At 47.1% G+C, this 15,937-nt stretch carries 18 protein-coding genes and 1 riboswitch; of the genes, 12 read left to right on the top strand and 6 right to left on the bottom strand.

Annotated elements, in window-relative coordinates; genetic code table 11:
- Positions 1-9: 9 nt before the first annotated feature.
- Both dprA and A3Q3_RS0110320 read left to right on the top strand, forming a co-directional pair.
- Positions 10-1,134 carry a DNA-processing protein DprA gene (gene dprA / locus A3Q3_RS0110325; protein ID WP_020183514.1) on the top strand — a complete coding sequence of 375 codons (1,125 nt, stop codon included), beginning with the start codon at positions 10-12 and terminating at the stop codon, positions 1,132-1,134.
- 54 nt (positions 1,135-1,188) lie between these two features.
- Positions 1,189-1,662, top strand: coding sequence for a DUF494 family protein (locus A3Q3_RS0110320; RefSeq protein ID WP_020183513.1), 474 nt, complete (start codon positions 1,189-1,191; stop codon positions 1,660-1,662).
- A gap of 74 nt (positions 1,663-1,736) precedes the next feature.
- On the opposite strand, the gene metF is transcribed toward A3Q3_RS0110320, so the two are convergent.
- The 5 genes from metF to metK all read right to left on the bottom strand — a co-directional run bounded on the left by metF (position 1,737) and on the right by metK (position 7,146).
- Complete coding sequence (gene metF / locus A3Q3_RS0110315) at positions 1,737-2,570, bottom strand: methylenetetrahydrofolate reductase [NAD(P)H] (RefSeq protein ID WP_020183512.1); 834 nt, start codon at positions 2,568-2,570, stop codon at positions 1,737-1,739.
- 36 nt (positions 2,571-2,606) lie between these two features.
- On the bottom strand, positions 2,607-2,954 hold the full coding sequence (locus A3Q3_RS0110310; RefSeq protein ID WP_020183511.1) for a phage holin family protein: 348 nt from the start codon (positions 2,952-2,954) through the stop codon (positions 2,607-2,609).
- Between the two features lie 75 nt (positions 2,955-3,029).
- Positions 3,030-4,439 carry an adenosylhomocysteinase gene (ahcY, locus tag A3Q3_RS0110305; protein WP_020183510.1) on the bottom strand — a complete coding sequence of 470 codons (1,410 nt, stop codon included), beginning with the start codon at positions 4,437-4,439 and terminating at the stop codon, positions 3,030-3,032.
- Positions 4,440-4,524: 85 nt separating this feature from the next.
- Positions 4,525-4,598, bottom strand: a riboswitch (S-adenosyl-L-homocysteine riboswitch).
- 52 nt (positions 4,599-4,650) lie between these two features.
- Entirely contained in the window at positions 4,651-5,886 is a 1,236-nt protein-coding gene (locus A3Q3_RS0110300; protein WP_020183509.1) for an HD-GYP domain-containing protein, read from the bottom strand.
- A gap of 96 nt (positions 5,887-5,982) precedes the next feature.
- Positions 5,983-7,146, bottom strand: coding sequence for a methionine adenosyltransferase (metK, locus tag A3Q3_RS0110295; RefSeq protein WP_020183508.1), 1,164 nt, complete (start codon positions 7,144-7,146; stop codon positions 5,983-5,985).
- Positions 7,147-7,325: 179 nt separating this feature from the next.
- Between metK and dapF the strand changes: the two genes are divergently transcribed.
- From dapF to A3Q3_RS0110275, 4 genes are all read left to right on the top strand, one after another.
- A complete protein-coding gene (dapF, locus tag A3Q3_RS0110290; protein ID WP_020183507.1) occupies positions 7,326-8,156 on the top strand; it encodes a diaminopimelate epimerase in 831 nt (276 codons plus the stop codon).
- 36 nt (positions 8,157-8,192) lie between these two features.
- The gene (locus tag A3Q3_RS0110285; RefSeq protein WP_020183506.1) at positions 8,193-8,834 is read left to right on the top strand and encodes a DUF484 family protein; all 642 of its coding nucleotides are present in this window, start codon (positions 8,193-8,195) and stop codon (positions 8,832-8,834) included.
- A 16-nt stretch (positions 8,835-8,850) separates the two neighbouring features.
- On the top strand, positions 8,851-9,732 hold the full coding sequence (xerC, locus tag A3Q3_RS0110280) for a tyrosine recombinase XerC (RefSeq protein WP_020183505.1): 882 nt from the start codon (positions 8,851-8,853) through the stop codon (positions 9,730-9,732).
- 113 nt (positions 9,733-9,845) lie between these two features.
- Positions 9,846-10,430 carry a superoxide dismutase gene (locus tag A3Q3_RS0110275; protein WP_020183504.1) on the top strand — a complete coding sequence of 195 codons (585 nt, stop codon included), beginning with the start codon at positions 9,846-9,848 and terminating at the stop codon, positions 10,428-10,430.
- A gap of 57 nt (positions 10,431-10,487) precedes the next feature.
- On the opposite strand, the gene A3Q3_RS0110270 is transcribed toward A3Q3_RS0110275, so the two are convergent.
- Entirely contained in the window at positions 10,488-11,510 is a 1,023-nt protein-coding gene (locus A3Q3_RS0110270) for a catalase family peroxidase (protein WP_020183503.1), read from the bottom strand.
- 237 nt (positions 11,511-11,747) lie between these two features.
- Here A3Q3_RS0110270 and A3Q3_RS0110265 point away from each other — a divergent pair, with 237 nt between their 5' ends.
- The 6 genes from A3Q3_RS0110265 (at position 11,748) to A3Q3_RS13880 (ending at position 15,905) form a co-directional block, all read left to right on the top strand.
- On the top strand, positions 11,748-11,963 hold the full coding sequence (locus A3Q3_RS0110265) for a hypothetical protein (RefSeq protein WP_198288916.1): 216 nt from the start codon (positions 11,748-11,750) through the stop codon (positions 11,961-11,963).
- Positions 11,935-12,285, top strand: a complete 351-nt coding sequence (locus A3Q3_RS0110260; protein ID WP_020183501.1) for a DOPA 4,5-dioxygenase family protein — start codon at positions 11,935-11,937, stop codon at positions 12,283-12,285. The genes A3Q3_RS0110265 and A3Q3_RS0110260 overlap by 29 nt, the downstream gene beginning before the upstream one ends.
- A gap of 119 nt (positions 12,286-12,404) precedes the next feature.
- Positions 12,405-13,640 carry a glycosyltransferase family 39 protein gene (locus tag A3Q3_RS13885; protein ID WP_157355103.1) on the top strand — a complete coding sequence of 412 codons (1,236 nt, stop codon included), beginning with the start codon at positions 12,405-12,407 and terminating at the stop codon, positions 13,638-13,640.
- A 14-nt stretch (positions 13,641-13,654) separates the two neighbouring features.
- Entirely contained in the window at positions 13,655-14,029 is a 375-nt protein-coding gene (locus A3Q3_RS0110250) for a hypothetical protein (protein WP_020183499.1), read from the top strand.
- 2 nt (positions 14,030-14,031) lie between these two features.
- Positions 14,032-15,465, top strand: coding sequence for a UbiA family prenyltransferase (locus tag A3Q3_RS0110245; RefSeq protein WP_020183498.1), 1,434 nt, complete (start codon positions 14,032-14,034; stop codon positions 15,463-15,465).
- Positions 15,466-15,593: 128 nt separating this feature from the next.
- Positions 15,594-15,905 carry a hypothetical protein gene (locus tag A3Q3_RS13880; RefSeq protein WP_020183497.1) on the top strand — a complete coding sequence of 104 codons (312 nt, stop codon included), beginning with the start codon at positions 15,594-15,596 and terminating at the stop codon, positions 15,903-15,905.
- Positions 15,906-15,937: the final 32 nt, after the last annotated feature.

The raw sequence follows: 15,937 nt of genomic DNA, 5'->3' as shown, positions 1-15,937 counted from the left end.
GTTATAAACGTGCCAGAAGCCTCTGTCCATATTGAGCCAGACGTAGCACAGTGGGTTGCTTTAAGTTTAATTGATGGCGTGGGTAGCGCCACGCTGTGTCAGCTACTTAGTCAGTTTGGTACGCCTGCAAACGTGTTTGCCGCAAGCCGATCGCAACTCCGTCACATCGTCAGCGACAACATCACTGCTGCCATCTGTGCTGGCGTAGATGAAGCAACCATTGCCCCTACATTAGAGTGGCTCTCGCAACCCGGCAACCACCTCATCACTCTCGCGGATAGCATTTACCCTAAAGCGTTATTGGAGATTGCCAACCCACCCGCGCTATTGTACGCAAAAGGCCAGCCAGATTGCTTGAGTCTGCCATGTTTGGCGGTGGTCGGTAGCCGCAATGCAACCCCACAAGGCGAAAAAAATGCGGAAGACTTTGCCGAAAACCTAAGCCGCCATGGCTTGTGTATTGTGAGTGGCATGGCATTAGGCATTGACGGGGCGGCCCATCGTGGCGCACTCAAAGCCAACGCACCTACCATTGCGGTAGTCGGCACCGGTCTAGATATTGTTTACCCAGCCAAACACCGCGATTTAGCGCACCGTATTGTCAATCGCGGGCTTATCATTTCAGAATTTCCATTGGGTACGCCATCCAAGGCACAGAACTTTCCTAGAAGAAATCGCATTATTAGCGGACTCAGCATAGGCTGTCTAGTGATTGAAGCCAATCTAGACAGTGGATCACTCATCACAGCTAGGCAAGCAGCAGAACAAGGACGGGAAGTGTTTGCGATTCCGGGCTCCATTCATTCACCAGTAGCCAAAGGTTGTCACCAGCTGATTAAACAAGGTGCCAAACTCGTGGAATCGACGGAAGATATTCTCAGTGAAATTCAGCCGATTTTGCCGCTGCAACCGCACTTTAATACTAGCCCAATCGGGTCACTACCCGAACGGGCTAATGCATCCCCAGAAGCCAATACAGTGCTGGATTCCATGGGGGTTGATCCTATTCATTTTGATGTATTGCTGACTGCTACCGGCTTGACTGTCAGCGCGCTTTCCACGATGCTAACGTTACTGGAATTAGATGGGAAAATATCGCCGCTACATGGGGGAAAGTTTCAACGTCTTGTTTGATCACAACACATATAACCGCCAGCACAATGATAATGGATTATTAGAGGAGATAACATGTTAGAAGTGTTAATTTTTATGTTTCAAAATTATTTTGGAACACAGCCTCAAATCCATACCATGGATATTGAGGAAGACTTTCTAGCGCAAGAGCTATCACAAGCCGGCTTTGATCATCACGACATTGTGGGGGCTTTTGATTGGTACAAACAATTGCGCTGTTTAATCAGCCAGCCTTACCATCAATATTTATCCAACCCCTCTTCGTTCCGCGTCTACGTTGAACATGAGCTTGAGAGAATTGATACAGAGAGCTTTGGGTTTCTAAGCTTTTTGGAGCGCGCCGGTGTCATTAAACCGAATGAACGCGATTTAGTGATTGATCGCGCCCTAGCGCTCAAAAATCAACACATCAGCATTGAAGAGATTCGCTGGATTACCATGATGGTGCTGTGGAATGATAGCCGCAAGAAAGACTATTTGTTTGTTGAAGACGCTGTGTTCAACCCAAAGGGATTAACCCTACAGTAATAAACTAATTGATGCGTAAAAAAACCTAGCTTAGCTAGGTTTTTTTATTTTCTAAAACAAATGACTTATCTACATCAGCCATGCAAGTTTTGAATGATTTTGCTAATGGTACCGGCTTGATTCAAGGTATAAAAATGCATATTTTTTACCCCGGATGTAATCAACTTATCGCACATCTCAGTCACTACATCTGCACCGTAAGCCCGTAATGAAGCCATATCATCGCCATAAGCTTCCAATCGTAAGCGCAACCAGCGCGGGATTTCTGCACCACACACACCAGAAAAGCGTGCAAGTTGCGTGTAGTTATAAATTGGCATAATGCCCGGCACAATAGGCACATCAATATGTGCTTGTTCACAGGCTTCTAAAAAACGAAAGTAGGCATCCGCATTATAAAAATATTGTGTAATGGCTGAATCAGCACCCGCCTCTACTTTGCGTTTAAAGTTGGCAATATCTTTGGCAGCAGACTGTGCTTCTGGATGAAACTCAGGATATGCAGCGACTTCGATATGAAACCAGTCGCCAGTTTCTTGGCGAATAAACGCGACCAACTCGTTGGCGTATCTAAAATCGCCCGCACTGACTTCGCCCGAGGGCACATCGCCACGCAAGGTCACCAAACGTTTAATGCCTTTGGCTTGGTACGCGCTGAGCAACTCACGTATCTCTTCTTTGCTTGAGGAAATACAGGAGATATGCGGTGCAGCCGCATAGCCTTCGTCTTGGATTTCAAACACGGTATCCATGGTGCGGTCACGCGTAGAACCACCCGCCCCAAAAGTCACCGAGAAAAACTCCGGCTTAAACTGCGCAAGCGATTTTCTCGCTTCGCGCAAATTGGCAATACCTTCCGCGGTCTTGGGCGGAAAAAATTCAAAACTATAAGCAACAGGCTGATTCACTTTTTCTAATCTTTATCTATTTAATCTTTAAACTGTTCAATCTTTATCGATCACAATGGCACTCAATATCCATGAAATCACACTGTAAACGAGCGCACCGATAATGCCAGCCATTAAGGTTTTGACGACAAAGCCATCCAGAAAATGACCGACAGCCCAAAATAAAATGCCGTTAATCACAAAGATAAACAGCCCCAGCGTCAGGATAGTTACAGGTAAGGTTAACACCACCAAAATCGGCTTAATTAACATATTGACCAAGCCTATCACTGCTGCCGCAATCAGCGCCGTGGTAAAACTGGCTACCTGAATACCGGGTACGATGTACGTCACACCCATTAAAGCTAACCCGCTGAGCACCCAACCAATTAATAGCTTCAACATCACACACTCCCAAAGATAATGGTGCAGCCAGTGTAGCACTGACTACACCACTTTTTCTAGCAGCTACATGTGATATTAGTAGCGATAGTGGTCTGGTTTATAAGGGCCGGTTTTTGCCACGCCGATATACGCCGCTTGTTGATCGGTCAACGTTGTCAATTGCGCATTGAGTTTTTTCAACTGTAGTACGGCCACTTTTTCATCCAAATGTTTAGGCAAGGTATACACACCTACTGGATATTGGGCTGTTTGCGTAAATAGCTCAATCTGCGCAATAGTTTGGTTGGCAAAGCTGGAGCTCATCACATAGCTTGGGTGACCTGTACCGCAACCCAAGTTAACCAAACGTCCTTTTGCCAACAAGATAATGCGTTTGCCGTCCGGGAAAATCACATGGTCTACTTGTGGTTTGATTTCGTCCCACTGATATTTTTCGAGTGAGGCAACATCAATTTCATTATCGAAATGGCCAATATTACATACGATGGCTTGGTCTTTCATTTTTGCCATATGGGCATGGGTAATCACATGGTAGTTACCTGTTGCCGTCACAAAAATATCGGCATGCTCAGCCGCGTAATCCATGGTCACTACGCGATAGCCTTCCATCGCCGCTTGTAGCGCACAAATTGGATCAATCTCAGTCACCCACACTTGTGCAGACAAAGCACGCAATGCTTGGGCAGAACCTTTACCTACGTCGCCATAGCCCGCTACCACTGCCACTTTACCGGCAATCATCACATCGGTGGCACGTTTGATGCCATCGACCAATGATTCGCGGCAGCCATATAAATTGTCGAATTTAGACTTGGTGACAGAATCATTCACGTTAATCGCAGGGAAAGCCAACTTACCTTCTTTATGCATTTGATACAAACGATGTACGCCTGTCGTCGTCTCTTCCGTCACGCCTTTGACTTGGCTTAAACGTGTGGAATACCAAGTTGGATCTGTTTTCAGCTTGGCTTTAATACTATTGAACAGGCAGATTTCTTCTTCTGAGGTTGGATTCGCCACTACGGACAAATCTTTCTCCGCACGCGTACCAAGATGCAATAATAATGTCGCATCGCCGCCGTCATCCAGAATCATGTTGGTGTAGCCACCATCGGTCCACTCGAAAATACGATGGGTGTAATCCCAATACTCTTCTAGTGATTCACCTTTGACCGCAAACACAGGTGTGCCTGTTGCTGCAATGGCCGCTGCTGCGTGGTCTTGTGTGGAGTAGATGTTGCAAGAAGCCCAACGTACATCGGCGCCTAAGTCTTTCAGTGTTTCGATCAACACTGCGGTTTGAATGGTCATGTGTAATGAGCCAGTAATACGCGCACCTTTAAGCGGTTGCGCTTTTGCGTACTCTTCGCGAATCGCCATTAAGCCTGGCATTTCGGTTTCGGCAATCGCAATTTCTTTGCGACCCCAGCCTGCTAGGCTTAAGTCTGCAATTACATAGTCTTTGAAGTCAGCTACAGTATTCATAATCTTCCTTAAATGAATGAAAACTGAGCAAGGAAACAATCTGGAGGCCTACGCTCACCTTTATATTCCGTGCTCGCACAGTGATTAAAAGTGAACGCCGTTTACAACATCTCTGAGCCTGGGAGCTTGGGAATTGCTCTCGCAGCGTTCCTCAGAAGGACAACATTATATCGTTAAATCAATTATTTGCCAAAACCCAAGCGTTACCAAGTTAGGCGTCCACCGGCGTCCAAAGTTCATGCACATCATCAATTCCCCATGTATGCGCAGACTCGTGACCCACAATCTCATCCATGGCACTGGGTTTGGATAGATCGACAATCTCAATTTGAATACGTGCTCTAGATTTAGTAGAAAAAAACACTTTCACTATCGGCTGCAACAGTGTTTTTGGCGATTGATCAATCACCACTGCTAAACGACCGGACTTAAGTAGCACTACCGAACCGATGGGATAAATACCGACGCTTTTTACAAAGGCTTTGAATACGGTTTCGTCAAAATGATTTTTCCATTGTGCCATACGTTGGAGCGAGACCCCAGGTTCCCAACCATCCTTGTAAGGTCGGTTAGATGTCACCGCATCATACACATCGCACACCGCTCCCATCTTGGCAAATATGCTAATTTGATCGCCTTTTAGCTGCTTGGGGTAACCGGAACCATCGATTTTTTCATGATGATGCAAGCAAACATCTAAACTTACATCGTCTTCTATCTGCGCATGCAGCATAAATGCATGCCCTTTTTCCGGATGTAATTTGACCAAATTAAACTCTTGCTCTGTCAGCGCCCCTGGCTTATTCAACACCTCCAGTGGTATTGCCGCTTTGCCAATGTCATGCATTAAACCAGCTAACCCCGCTTGCCTGATTTCCGTATCACCCAAACCCAATTCTTTTGCTAATGCTGTCATCATGGCGCAAACGGCCACCGAATGCATATACGTATAGTCATCCTGTGTTTTCAACCGGACCAGACTAATGAGTGCGCCCTCATTACGTTTAATGGAGGCCGCAATTTCTTCTACCAAAGGTATTACCGCTGTGGAATCCACCACTTTACCTAATCGCACATCTTTAAACATGGAAGCGACTGCACGCTTAGATTCTTTAATTATTTTTGACGCTTGCAGCAACTCTACTTCAATCGCGTTTTTTTCAATCTTAGTCGCCACAGCCTCTTTTGCAGACACCGTTTCTATCTGCACTGTCGATTCGGCTTGGTCAATATTGACGACTTCGGCTGAATGGACTTCAGGCACATCCAATCCTTTGGATGTATCGATGACCACTTCCTTGATGATACTGGCCTGCAACTTTTTCAAGTCCTGAATATCGTCCAGGATAAACTTGGTTTTCCAGAAAGGATGGTCTACCCACGCACCTTTGAGCGCATGGATATGCATACCAACGATCACTTGATTTGTAGGAATGGTCTTAAGCATAGTAAGTAGCATTTTTACTTAAAAACAAAGCCTTAGATGCAAAGAAAAGAGGGCTAAAAAGCCCCCTTTATCTCACTTAAAAAGAGTGTAAATTCTTTACAAACCAGCCGCTGCCCTAAGCGCTGCAGCTTTATCCGTGCTTTCCCATGTAAACTCTGGCTCATCACGACCAAAATGGCCATAGGCTGCGGTTTTTGCGTAGATAGGGCGTAGTAAATCCAACATTTTGACGATGCCTTTCGGGCGCAAATCAAAGTGCTCGCGCACCAACGCAGTCAATACTTCGTTAGAAACCTTGCCTGTGCCATAAGTCTCCACCATCACGCTGGTCGGTTGTGCTACACCAATCGCATAGCTCACTTGCACCAAGCACTTATCAGCCAACCCCGCTGCGACAATATTTTTAGCCACATAGCGCCCAGCATAAGCAGCAGAACGGTCTACCTTAGAAGGGTCTTTACCCGAGAATGCGCCGCCACCGTGTGGCGCTGCGCCGCCGTAAGTATCCACAATGATTTTGCGGCCAGTTAAACCGCAATCCCCTTGCGGGCCACCCACCACAAATCGACCGGTTGGATTCACCAAATATTTGATTTCGCCTTTAATCAGCTCTTGCGGCAACATGGGCTTGATGATTTCTTCAATGGTTGCTTCGCGAATGGCTTCCAGCGTCATTTCTGGCGCATGTTGTGTGGATACCAAGACCGTATCGATTTTATGTGGTTTGCCATCAACATACTGGATAGTCACTTGTGATTTGGCATCCGGACGCAACCATGGCAAACGGCCATCTTTACGCAACTGCGCTTGGCGTTCCATAATGCGGTGACTGAGCCAAATCGGTAATGGCATTAATTGTGGTGTTTCATTCACGGCATAGCCAAACATCAGGCCTTGGTCACCGGCACCTTGGTCTAACGGGTCGTCGTTAGCGTTATCCACGCCTTGTGCAATGTCGGGCGATTGTTTGTCATACGCCACCAGCACGGCGCAACCTTTGTAATCAATGCCATATTCAGTATTGTCGTAACCAATGCGTTTTATCGCATCGCGTGCTACTTTGATGTAATCCACATTGGCTGTGGTAGTAATTTCACCGGCCAACACTACTAAACCAGTATTGGCGAGGGTTTCCGCAGCGACACGTGCGGTAGGGTCTTGCGCTAAAATTGCGTCTAAAATGCTGTCGGATACTTGGTCAGCCAGCTTGTCTGGATGGCCTTCAGAAACAGATTCGGAAGTAAAAAGATATTGAGTCATGATGCGCCTTGAAAATATAAATAAAAAAAGTTTGAAATGACGCACCGACTAAAGGCTAAAGCAAGTGCATCAGGACAACGAATTTGGTATTGTAGTGGAAATTAAGTTCGCACCCCATAAAAATTATTTTGTACGGGCGTGCTAACTTCCACGCAACACTATGCACTATCATCGGCAATATGAAACTTAACTTTACAAAAATGCAGGGCGCTGGCAACGATTTTGTTGTAATTGACAGTTATACCCAGCCCATTTCACTCACTGCAGCACAAATCCGACACATCGCTAATCGTTACTTTGGCGTGGGTTGCGATCAATTACTGATGGTAGAGAAAACCGCTACGCCCAATGTCGATTTCCGTTATCGCATTTTTAATGCCGATGGTGGCGAAGTAGAGCAATGCGGCAATGGTGCACGTTGTTTTGTGCGTTTTGTAGTGGATAAGCATTTAACGAAAAAACATGAAATCACGGTCGAAACTGCCAGTGGTGTGATCACGCTCAAACTGCAAGACGATGGCCAAGTGACCGTGAACATGGGCGCACCAAAATTTGCGCCCGCGCAAATTCCATTTGACGCAGCTGCACAACAAACCTTGTACCCGCTAGCGCTGGCACAAGCGGAGATACAGATATCCGCAGTCTCCATGGGCAACCCCCATGCGGTGACGGTCGTGAACGATGTGAACTCAGCCCCTGTGGCTGAGTATGGCCCGCAAATCGAAGCGCATCCGCGTTTCCCACAACGCGTGAATGCTGGATTTATGCAAGTCGTAAGTCCACATGAAATCAACTTACGGGTGTATGAGCGTGGCAGTGGCGAAACCTTGGCCTGCGGCACCGGTGCATGTGCTGCCGCTGTGAGTGGCATTCAGCTTGGCTTACTGTCCTCTCCGGTACTGGTCAACACCCGGGGCGGCAATCTCAACATTGCTTGGGAGGGTGAAGGAAAACCTGTGATGATGACCGGCCCCGCAGAAATCGTATTCGATGGCGAAATCAATATTTAACGCATAATATTTAACTTAAGCACCAGAAAGTCACGTATGGAAAATGAAATCAAAGCCTATTTAAAAGCGCACCCAGAGTTTTTTGAGCACAACGCGCATTTGCTCGCCGAAATCTTTTTGCCCAGCCCGCATGGCGAAGGCGCGATTTCGCTAGCACAACGCCAGCAATTGGCACAACGCGACAAAATCCGCATTCTGGAATCTAAATTCACGGAATTGATTTTGAATGCGGAAGAAAATGAAGCGACTGCCGACAAAGTGCACAGGCTCACCATTGGCTTGTTGGGCGCGCCCAATTTTGAGCAATTAAACGCACATCTGACGGCTTATTTACGTGATTACTTTGACTTACCTGACAGCCAGCTCAAGCTTTGGTCTAGCTCTAGCCTGTTGGCAGATAGCATCAGCGCTTTTATCGTGGCGGACGACGCCTTGAAAAACTGGGCAAAAGATTTATCGCAGCCTTATTGTGGCCCCATGCCCAGTGTGGATATTGCAGGCTGGTTTAGCGAGCCGCCTGCCTCTATCGCGATTATTCCGATGCGCGGCAAAGACACGTTTGGCGTATTGGTATTACCGAGCGCCAATGCAACCCGCTTCTACCCAGGTATGGGCACGCTGTTTTTATCTCGTATAGGTGAGTTGGTGAGCGCATCCCTATTACGCTATATCAATTAAACTATATTCATCAACATTGGATTACCTCAATCAATACCTAGACTTTCTACATTTTGAGCGCGGCTTGAGCGACAACACGCGCAACAACTATGCGCGTGACATTCAGCAGTTACTGTCACTTAGCCAGCCTAGCGCATTGAGCAGCATACAAGTAGCACAAGTGCGCAAATACGTGGCCACATTGCACGGCAAAGGGCTCGGCGGCAAAAGCATTGCCCGCATGTTGTCCAGCTGGCGCGGTTTCTTTGATTACTTAGTACAACGCCATCAATTTAAGCATAACCCAGTGATTGGCATGCGCGCGCCGAAATCCCCCAAAACGCTACCGCAAGCACTATCCATTGAGCAAGCCACTAAACTGGTGGATATTCAAGAGGATGATGTCCTAAGCCAACGTGACCATGCCATCTTGGAGTTGTTTTATTCTTCCGGGCTGCGCTTGAGCGAGTTGGTTGGATTGAATATCGACCATATCGACTTTTCTGAAGGCACGGTACTGGTCACAGGTAAGGGCAATAAAACGCGCATCGTGCCCATAGGCACACATGCCGCGCAGGCCATTCAAACTTGGCTGCCACTGCGCGCCAGCATGCTCATGCGCAACCCCAGCGAAAAAGCGGTGTTTATCAGCAAGCAAGGCCGACGTATTTCTGGACGTAATATTGAATACCGCATGAAAGCCTGGTCGATTAAACAAGGCTTACATACTGCCGTGCATCCGCATATGTTACGTCACAGCTTTGCCACACATGTATTGCAATCCAGTGGAGATTTGCGTGCAGTGCAAGAAATGCTTGGGCACGCCAACATCAGCACCACGCAGGTCTATACGCATTTAGATTACCAACATCTCACCAAGGTGTATGACGCCGCACACCCGCGCGCGAAAAAGAAATGAATAAAAATTTGATTTAGGCCTTGAAACTGTCACCCATTGGGCGCATCTATATGATTAAGACGTGACCATTCAGACGTGCCAATAATAATTTTTAACCTGTTAGGAAAAAAACCATGGAACATACACTACCAGCACTGCCCTATGCTAAAAATGCTTTAGCGCCGCATATTTCAGAAGAAACTTTAGAGTTTCACTACGGTAAGCACCACCAAACTTATGTCACCAATTTGAACAACCTGATCAAAGGCACAGAGTTTGAAAACAGCAGCTTGGAAGACATCATCAAAAAATCTTCCGGCGGCATCTATAACAATTCTGCACAAATCTGGAACCACACCTTCTTTTGGAGCAGCTTAACACCAAACGGTGGCGGCGCACCTACTGGCGCATTGGCCGATGCGATCAACAAAAAATGGGGCTCTTTTGACGAGTTCAAAAAAGCATTTCAAGCTTCAGCCGTAGGCAATTTTGGTTCTGGCTGGACATGGTTAGTGAAAAAAGCCGATGGCTCAGTAGACATCGTCAACACCGGCGCAGCTGGCACACCATTGACGACTGGCGATACCGCATTATTGACCATTGATGTGTGGGAACACGCTTATTACATTGATTACCGCAATGCGCGTGCTAAGTTCGTTGAAGTATTCTTAGCTTCATTAGCGAACTGGGATTTTGCTGCTGCTAATTTTGCTGCTTAATCTGTAAAGTGAATGATAAAAAAGGCGCTCTGTAGCGCCTTTTTTATTGCATACTGATTATTGCCCACTCAACCTACGGCCATAACTGACTGCGTATGCCGATGGCCTCGCTAGCAAGATAGGGTCGGCACTTGGCTCAATGCCATCTACCAATACAAGCGGATTGAACATATTGTTTTTTTCAAAGGTCTTGCCGTCCGGATCCACCGCACGGATAGTCAGCGTGCCCAACTCCACCACACGTCTAGTATCAGGCCAAATGACAGTGGCGTTGTTCACTTCGTCACCCGCATCGGCCAGCTGCACAGAAATACGATAACTCGCGGCCTCTTTCATTAATCTAGCTGGGAGCTCTTGCATCAGATAATCCGGTGCAGCTTTCTCTTGCTCTGTCTTACTCAAAAATTGCTGTCCATTGATGGGTTCTATGCGATAGCGGCCATAGCTCACCTCGCCTTTGGCATTGGTAAATTTAAACGCATTCACGCCATAAAACGCTTGTGTGGCAAAACTCACTGGCGCAGGTTTAGGTGTCGTGACGAACTTTAACGCTGCCGGATGGCTTCCCAAGAACTGTTCTACCGGGCTTGGTTTGGCTGCCTCTGGACCGGACGCGGCCACCGCATTGAGTAAGCCTAAAAAATCCTCTGGCGTAGCGGCAGGAAAAGCATTGACAGAAATACTCACGATATCGGTATAGCTACCATCGGCCAATTGAAAACGTATGGCAATCCCTTTGGGAAAAGCATTGCCGTCGGCATCCGGGATATTAGGCACGCCTGTAGCGTTGGAAAAACGCACAATCACTGGCGTAGCTGCACTTTGCAAATGCACCGCTTTCGTCACGCTAGCGGCGGATGTTGCAGGCGTGAACTCGCCTTTGACCACCAAGCCTTTTGCATGATTAGCACGATAGCCTGCATGTGGGCCGCCAGATAACTTAGTCAGCGTATTGACTAGCTGCTCCGTAACCGGCTTGCTGCTCTCGGGTATGGCCTCACCCGCCACACTTAAACTGATACTTGAAACACAATATGCGGCCACAATAAACTTAAATACGGCTTTTTGATGCAAGATCATGACGGGCTCCTTGAGTGATGTTTAAACGATAACAATGGCTGATGAGTAAGTATATCAATAATTTTTTACAAAACATCGTGTCATGCGTGTGTTCAATGGTCTAGTCATGGGTCTACACTAGCTGACTATCTTTTCATCAAGTCATCTTGCCATGCATCGTTAAGTTCTTGCGCCATGCTTCCCCATTACCATCACATCCACAATTGTCGACTTAAAAAGTTTTTCGGCCTGCTATGTTTGCTCATCGCCACATGGGCCACGCTGATTGGTTTGGCCTTATGCATCATCGCGCTGTTTAATTATGCGGATAGTATTGATAGACAAACCTACAATGAGGTATTGTTCACCATGATGTATGCCATGCTGGCAATATTCATCGGTCTACTGATAGGAATACAGGGCCGCGCCCTGTTGAAGCAAGTTTATGCAAAAGACAACCACTTACGCGATTAACACGTTTCATGCCCATGTTTACTTTGATATACAGCAAACAGTGCTGGCAGCCCAAGTGCGTGAACAGATTATCCAAGATATTCCGCAGCTGACTTACCGCGGCCAGCTCATTCCCATGTCGATTGGGCCACACCCCAAACCTATGTTTGAGCTGCATATACCCGCAGATTGCATCAACTACGCCATGGCCAGCATAGACACCTTACGGCAAGGCCTATCTGTGCTGATTCACCCATTATTGGCAGATGATTATCTGGCACATACGGCAGAGGCAAAATGGCTGGGCACCCCGCTACCACTTAAACTTGAGGTATTGCGGTAAGCACACCCTCCCCATTTGGGGGGAAATCGTACAAAATCTACATAGATTGCGCGAGAGAACAACAAATGGGCGTAAAAATTTGTTAATCTCTTATTAACTCTTCCAGACTCATGTATTGCATGACTGCGTTCAATAGCCTTGCTCGATTTAACATACTGTCAATCTGCATCATTGCTTTTGTAGTGCGTGCTGTATGGGCATTTTTAGTGGCAGTAGATCCTGTCGCCGATTCTTACCTGTATAACGCATTTGCACATAGTATTGCATCAGGCAACGGTTATGCTTTTCCGGCAGGCAACCTTACTGTGTATTGGCCAGTCGGCACTTCAGCCATCTATGCCGCACTCTACTTCTTGTTTGGCAAATCGTTCTTGCCTATCGTACTGTTTAATCTTGTGATTGGTACGGCCATTGTCTGGTTAGCACATGCCATTGCAGCACGTTATTTAAGTAAAGTCGCAGCCAACCTCACTGCCATCTTCATTGCATGTTGGCCTATCCTGATTGAGTTTACGACCATTCTGGCCAGTGAGCTTATTTTTATTTTCTTTATTCTGGCCGCTATTTATGTATGGGGCTCCAAACAACTCCAACCGACCTTTCGGGCAATTCTGTGGGGTGCATGCATTTGTGCCGCCACGTATATTCGCCCCACTGCGCTACCCTTGTTGGCTCTATTCCCAGCGCTCAGCTGGTTTTCAGGCGAAAAACTACGGCATGCTATTGTGCATGGCGCAATCGCAGTGATCACTGCCGCCATCCTGTTCGCGCCTTGGGTGTATCGTAACCATACTTTATTTCACCAGTTTGTACTGGTCTCAGCCAATGGTGGGGTCAATCTATGGATGGGCAACAACCCGCAATCCAATGGCGGCTACATGGAACTGCCCGAAATTGCCTTTGAGAATGAAGTCGCAAGAGACCGTTATTTTAAGCAACAAGCCGTCGATTTCATCGCACATAATCCGCTCAGTTATTTGCAGCTGATGGTGAAACGGGCGATCACTACGTATAAATCTGAGACAATCGGCATTGTTTGGAACGGCGATTTATATAAGCATCTGAATAGCACCAGCCTGCTCGTACTCAAGCTGCTATCCACCTTATATTGGTGGCTGATGATAAGCTGCGCGCTCTTGGGCTTCTATTACCTATGCAAGCGCAAACCCTTGCCTTGGCACCATGTGCTATTCGCGGTCAGCGCTTTTTTCTTTGTTCTCCCCATATTCACCGTGGCACAGGATCGATACCATTTGCCACTTGACCCGTTTATTGCCATTTTTGCAGCCTATGCCATTGAGCAAATCCTTAAACGCAGACATTCCCCACCTCTATTGAATACCCCAACTTTATGAGAAAGCTTTCCGACATGAGCACCACCCTGATCCTTCTTATTCTATGCAGTGTTCTGCTTTCGTCTATCGCACAAATTGTGCTCAAAACAGGCATGAGCAGCCCCAACGTACTGGCCACCATTCAATTGGGAGATAGCCTTGCCATGTTCAAGTCTATTTGTAGCAACCTGTATGTGATTGGCGGATTGACGCTGTATTTTGCCAGTGCTGCGGTTTGGCTATTGGTACTGGCTAGAGTTGATGTGAGTTTTGCCTACCCATTTGTGGGCTTGGGCTTTGTGGTCACCATGCTACTGGCATTTTTTATTAATGGTGAAGTGCTCAGCACCGCTAAGGTCATTGGCACTTTATGTATTGCGCTTGGCGTCGCCATCATGGCACAAGGATAAACATGAATAACAATAAGCACCCTTTATGCGTTGATTGCGACGGTACGCTGATCGCAACGGATCTACTGTATGAAGCGTTTTTTCTTATGCTCAAACAATATCCTATCGGTTTGCTATTTCTGCCTTTTTGGTTACTCAAAGGCAAGGCCTATTTAAAAAACCGCATTGCCGAAAAAGTAGAATTTAACTGGGCCACACTGCCTTACCGAGACGAAGTGGTGCAATTGGCAGTGGATGCGCGAGCTGCGGGCAGAACAACGGTGCTGGCGACTGCCTCGCCACAAGTATGGGCAGATGGCATTGCCGACCATTTAGGCTGTTTCGATCAAGTGATCGGCACCTCACAAACAGTCAATCTCTCCGGTCATCGCAAAGCGGATCACTTGGTTAAATTGTTTGGCGAAAAAGGCTTTGAATACGCAGGAGATACGCAGGTAGACATGCAAGTGTGGGCTCACACCTCCGGTGCCATCGTAGTTTCCGCACAGCAACATTTAGTGCAGCAATTAGCCAAACAGACTATACCCGTTGTTGCGCATATTCAACCCAAATCTGCCGGCCTGCTAGTCTATGTGCGCGCTTTACGCGTACACCAATGGCTTAAAAACCTGCTCATTGTCGTCCCATTATTAGCGGCCCATCAACTGAGCGTTATCCAAGGCTTAGCGCAAGTTGGCCTTGCGTTTGTGGCATTTAGCCTATGTGCCTCTGCCGTCTATGTGCTCAACGATTTACTTGATCTAGAATCAGATCGACAGCATATCCGTAAGCGCAAACGTCCTTTTGCAGCCTGCACTATTCCACTCTGGCAAGGTATATTGATGGTACCGGCTTTGCTGGCTCTGGCTTTTGCGATTGCTTACTTATTGCCCATGCAGTTTATGTTAGTGCTGTTGGCCTATTTTGTGATGACACTGGCTTACTCTATCCGCTTAAAACGGCAAGTCATTGTGGATGTGATGATGTTGGCCGGGCTATATACCATGCGCATTATTGCCGGCGCTGCCGCCACCAACATTACGCCTTCATTTTGGTTGCTGGCATTCTCAATGTTTATCTTCCTAAGTTTGGCGATGGTCAAACGCTACTCGGAGCTACTGATTACGCTACAAGCCAATAAAAAGGAACCAGCCGGCCGTGGCTACTCGGTTGAAGACTTACCTGTGCTGATGGCAATTGGAGTAAGTGCTGGCTTAGGTTCGGTACTTATTTTGGCACTGTATATCAATAGCCCAGAAACCAGCCAAATGTACCCCAACACCATGTGGCTATGGCTGATTCCGGCCATTATTCTTTACTGGACCAGCCGTATGTGGATGAAAGCGCACCGTGGTCAGGTAGATGATGACCCAGTGGTGTTTGCCGCCAAAGACTGGCAAAGCCTCACGGTGATTGCACTCTCCGCCATTATTTTTGCCGCCGCATTATTCGCCTAATACTAGGTTATCTGACGCTAGCAATTAGACTGCTCTAACTTTGTAATGAATAAGGCTACCTCAGGGTAGCCTTATTCATTCTCACTTTCCCTATTTGAATCTGAGCATTCTCCTGCTAAAATGCAATTATGTTGCATAAGCTAGTCCTTCATGTCGTACTCGTTGTCCTATTTGCATTCACGCAAATAGGCGCAGCTACGCATGAAATCAGCCATTTCAGCAATACTACACAACAGACACTACCCGATCAGCACACAAGCCCGGATCAATGTAGCCAGTGTTTAGCCTATGCACAATCCGCAGCTGGCACATTGGTACACACATTTACTATTCCCTTGTTGCAGGCAACGTTTCAGCTTGCTGTCGCATTTGTCCAACCGCATCTATCCACTGCACCTGCCACTTATCGCGCCCGCGCACCCCCTGTTTATCTCAATTAAATCTTAATGCTCCCAACCAAAATTGGTTGGCT

Origin of the sequence: Methylotenera sp. 1P/1 (genome assembly GCF_000384355.1) — a bacterium.
Classification (GTDB): Bacteria; Pseudomonadota; Gammaproteobacteria; order Burkholderiales; family Methylophilaceae; genus Methylophilus.
Note: the sequence above shows the minus strand (reverse complement) of the source record. Positions and strands in the feature narration are given on the sequence as shown.